The sequence below is a fragment of the Pseudomonas sp. genome (assembly GCF_050739995.1).
Classification (GTDB): Bacteria; Pseudomonadota; Gammaproteobacteria; order Pseudomonadales; family Pseudomonadaceae; genus Aquipseudomonas.
On sequence record NZ_JBOICG010000315.1, the window covers coordinates 1 to 4,219 of the forward strand.

4 protein-coding genes are annotated in these 4,219 nt (G+C 60.8%); 2 read left to right on the plus strand and 2 right to left on the minus strand.

The window, feature by feature from the left end; genetic code table 11:
* Both ACRESD_RS10635 and ACRESD_RS10640 read right to left on the minus strand, forming a co-directional pair.
* A partial coding sequence (locus tag ACRESD_RS10635) for an ArnT family glycosyltransferase (protein WP_431750870.1) occupies nucleotides 1–1,563 on the minus strand: 1,563 nt, incomplete at its 3' end.
* Nucleotides 1,564–1,649: 86 nt separating this feature from the next.
* Nucleotides 1,650–2,615 (minus strand): arsenic resistance protein, encoded by a 966-nt coding sequence (locus tag ACRESD_RS10640; RefSeq protein WP_431750871.1) that lies wholly within the window; start codon nucleotides 2,613–2,615, stop codon nucleotides 1,650–1,652.
* Between the two features lie 172 nt (nucleotides 2,616–2,787).
* On the opposite strand from ACRESD_RS10640, the gene ACRESD_RS10645 reads away from it, so the two are divergent.
* Entirely contained in the window at nucleotides 2,788–3,708 is a 921-nt protein-coding gene (locus tag ACRESD_RS10645) for an alpha/beta hydrolase family protein (RefSeq protein WP_431750872.1), read from the plus strand.
* A 70-nt stretch (nucleotides 3,709–3,778) separates the two neighbouring features.
* On the plus strand, nucleotides 3,779–4,192 hold the full coding sequence (locus ACRESD_RS10650) for a hypothetical protein (RefSeq protein WP_431750873.1): 414 nt from the start codon (nucleotides 3,779–3,781) through the stop codon (nucleotides 4,190–4,192).
* The last annotated feature ends 27 nt before the right edge of the window (nucleotides 4,193–4,219 follow it).

The following is a 4,219-nucleotide window of genomic DNA, read 5'->3' on the forward strand; positions in this document are numbered from 1 at the left end:
CTCAAAGCTCGGCGTCAGCATCTCTACCGGCGAGCCCTTCAACAGCGCAGTCTCCTTGCGCGACACAATCACCCAGGATGGCCGAGGCAGCCCACTCAGCTTCTCCAGCTCATTGCGCCCCACAAACAGCGGCTGCTCGTCGTGATCCAGGTTCATCATGTAGCGCACCGCCCAAGTGTCCCGGGCCAGATTGACGAAGACCAAAGGCCCCGGTTGCGACTCACGCAGCGCCTCCACCTGGCTGACAAACTTCTGGGTATCGAATTGCAGATCCTTGGCCGGTTCGATCACCACCACCAGCAGCAGCCATTGCGCTGCCAGGGCGATCACACTGAGCCACACCAACCGAAGCGCCCTACTCCAGGCGATCAACGCCGCCACTTGCAGAATGACCAGAACACCGATCAGCAGCGGCAACGAAACAGCCGGCCAGTAACCATGCTTCTGCCACGTATACCGGCAGACAAAGAGCACAACCACACCCAGAGCCGGTAGCGCCACGACAAGCCCTTCATAGCAGCGACGCACGCCTACGAGCCAACCTTGAGCCTGGAGCAGCCCATAGGCAGCGACAGCGGCGAACATCGGCACCATTGGCAAGATGTAATAAGCACGCTTGAAGTGCGGCACCGACAAGCCGAGCAAAATCATCAAGCCGCAAGCGCCAAGGCGCACCAGCAGCTGCACGCCCTCATCAGCCCACCGCTCAGACCACCGATGACGCAGCGCAATCAAGGTCGCCAGCGCCAATGGCACTACAGGGAAATAGCGGTACAAACTCAGCTGGAAGTAAAAATAGAACGGCTCGCCCGACTCATCGAGACGACCACCCACCTGCATCTTGAACACTTCGTCGGCAAAGGCATCGCCACCACTGATCCGCGCAAGCTTCATCAGCACCCACCAGCAGGCCGCGAGCAACACCAGCCCAACAACGCCGTGGATCAGCACCTGCTTGACCCGCTCTCCTGGCCGACCCAGCGCCCAATACACGCACACCACCCCACAGACCTCGATCAACCCCAGCGGCCCGCGAATCGCGAAACCCAGGACGAACAGGGGGAAAACCGCCAACTGCCGCACCCGCGAGCCGAGGCGCTCGCCGCTGTGCAGCAGGTAGAAACTGCCCACACACAACAACGCGACCATCTGGTCGAGGCACACCGAGCGGGACTTTTCCAGCAACTGAGTCGTGAGCAGTGTCAGCAGCACTGCGAGCAGTGCCCAGGGGCGGCTGGCAGGTACCAGCAAGCGATAGATCAGGGCGACCACACCGGCCGAAGCGAGGGCCGTAGGCAGCACATTCGCCAAGTGGTTCGGCGCACCAAACAGCCGGGCAAATACAAAACTGAAGAACGTCGCAGTCCCCGGGTAATCCGCATACGGCTGACCGTAAGTGGTAGGAAATAAACTCGCGCCATGGCGAAACATTTCCTGCATGAACAGTGCCCAACGCCCGTCAAAGCCTTGGGGCTGCTGATCCCAGATACCCAAGGTGAACAGCAGCAAAGCGATCAGAAAAATGCCCAGGGACTCCAGGCGAAAACGACTGCGGTGATCCATCGATTGTCCTTTCAGGTAGGGTGCGCTGACTTATGGTGCCGCAGCCCGCCCTGAATGACGCCTGAACAAACCCGAACATTCACGCTTTAGCGATTGGCCGGCCACACCCACAGCGGCACCAAGCGAATGTAGATCAGCTCACCGACCAACTCGACCAGCGTCTGCAGAATGACCGCCGTGGCAGCAAGGCCCCGCACGTCTTCGGGCAGGGCCAATGCCAAGGGCAACACCACCAGCGAGTTGCGGGTGGCCGTGCTGAAAGTCACCGCACGCGCCGTCACGGCGGGTAACGCGAACAACCTCGCTGCGAATACCCCCACCAACGGCGCCAGTAGCAAGAAGCCCAGGTAGACCGGAATCACCGGCCACAACAGGCCGATATCACGCACCACCGCCGTGATCTGTGAGCCAATCACCACAAACAGCACCAACGCCATCGCCGGCACCGGCAGCCAGGCCCAGGCGCTGTTCCACACACTGATAATGCTGGAGCGACGCGCCAGGGACGTGGTCAGCACCGCCAGAATCATCGGCACCACGATCAGCCACAGGAACGCCTCGACGAACGGCCCTACCGCCACAATTCCATCGGACTGCGCGCCCAACATGAATCCCAGGTACATCGGCAGCAGCGCCAACTGCAGCAACAACAGCACCGGCGTCGCCGCCAGCATCAAACGCGAATCGCCCTTGCCAATGTGCGTGAACACCACGACATAGTCGATACACGGCGTGAGCAGCACCAACAACGCCCCTATCAACAACGCGGGACGCTCCACCAAGCCACGGGTCAGAACCCATACCAACATGGGCACCAGGACGAAATTGGCCAACAGCAAGGCCGAAAGGAAGCGTTTGTTACTCAAACCCTGGCGCAGGTCCAGAAACGGAATCTGCAGGAACATCGCGTACATCAACACGGCGATGGCGGGCGTGACCAGCATGCCGAGGCCCTGAGCCGCCAAGGGCGCTAGCAAGCCGAAGGAAGCAGCCAGGAGGACGGCGGCGAAGTAGACCGGGATCTGGTTGTGTTCGAGGGTGTCGCGGGTCATGGGCCGACTCTGGTCAATCAAAAGATCGCCAGCGTAAGCAGCCCACGCAATAACGTCGAGCATCCCGGCACTTTCTGCACGCATGGCAGGTTAAATTTGGTAATTTCGGCTTCTTATAAAAAGCGCGTGAGCCTCCAAGCCCACCCCACAAGCGCAAGGATTGAGCTGACCGATGAACCTGCCGACCCGACCAGCCCCAGAAGCATTTCGACAACCAGCAGCCGACAGCTACGTTATCGGCGGCTTCACCTGGCGCCACGTTCGCACTGACCTTGCACGCCCGGTCGTGATCATCAACGCCGCCACCTCCGTGCGCTGCCGCCACTACTCACGCTTCGCCGACTACCTGTTTGCCAATGGCTTCGACGTCATCACCTATGACTATCGCGGCATCGGCGAGTCCAGAAACGGCTCACTGCGTGGCTTCAAGGCTTCCTGGTCAGATTGGGGCGTGCTGGATTTCGAGGCGATGTTACAGCGAGCCCAGCAGGCATTTCCCGGGCAACCCGTCGATGTAGTCGCCCACAGTTTTGGGGGTTGCGCAGCCGGGCTGGGCGCGTCAGGCGCGGTGATTCGGCGGATCGTTACGGTGGGCGCACAGTTCGCCTACTGGCGCGACTATCACACGAGCGAACGTTGGCGGATGTTTGCCAAATGGCATGTGGCAATGCCTTTGATGACCGCGCTGTGCGGTTACTTCCCAGGCAAGCGGCTGGGCTGGCTGGAGGACACACCAGCGGGCGTGGTGCGGGACTGGGCCACACCAACACCGCAGTACGATAAACGCCCCAGCGGGCGCGGCCTGGGTGAATTGCCATTCAGCCGCGTGAAGGCCCAAATGCTGGCCATCAGCATCACTGACGACCCGTTTGGCACCGTGGCGGCCATCGAGCGGCTACTGGGCTATTTCAGCAGCAGTGAACGCACTCATTTGCGTATCGCCCCCGAAGATATCGGCGAAAAAGACGTTGGGCATTTCGCGTTTTTTCGCAGCGAATACCAGGACCGACTGTGGCCCATCGCACTGGCGTGGCTGAAACAGGGCGCACTGGCAGACGGCACGCCTGGGCACCGGGTGACGGAACGCACGTAGATTCCCTTGGGATTTCATCCAACCTGCGTTTCAATACCCGCCCCAGATCCTGAACCAAGGACGCAAGCCCATGGCTTCGCCAAACAAACAGCAAAAACGTGCCCACCGGGCAAAGGCCAAGGCCAAGCAAAACCGCACCCAGCGTGCCGTCGCGACCAAACCGGACGCGTTCGCTGGCGATGACAGCCGCATCGACCTTGAATCGGTGGATCTGACTGAGCTGTTTGTAGAGATGCGCACGGCAGGTGAAACCAGCCAGCAGGCGCTATGTGCGGCATTCCTGGCGCACCCGTTGCTGGCACTGGTGCTGGAGCAGGAAGGCGAAGAGGAAGCGACTGACTTTATCCTGGCGGCACTGATCGAGTATCGCCAGTGGGCCACGGACAGCGATGACGAAGCGGCTGCGCTGGCGTGGATCGAATCGCCAGAGTTCCAGGCCGATTACGTGGCGGCCTCCCAAGCGCTCGCCAGCTCGGAAGACTGACGCAGAACGAAATGTGGGAGGGGGCTT

Bases quoted from the DNA above. Each gene is read 5' to 3' on its own strand.
- ACRESD_RS10640 (WP_431750871.1), bottom strand. From the start codon at position 2,615: ATGACCCGCGACACCCTCGAACACAACCAGATCCCGGTCTACTTCGCC.
- ACRESD_RS10645 (WP_431750872.1), top strand. From the start codon at position 2,788: ATGAACCTGCCGACCCGACCAGCCCCAGAAGCATTTCGACAACCAGCA.
- ACRESD_RS10650 (WP_431750873.1), top strand. From the start codon at position 3,779: ATGGCTTCGCCAAACAAACAGCAAAAACGTGCCCACCGGGCAAAGGCC.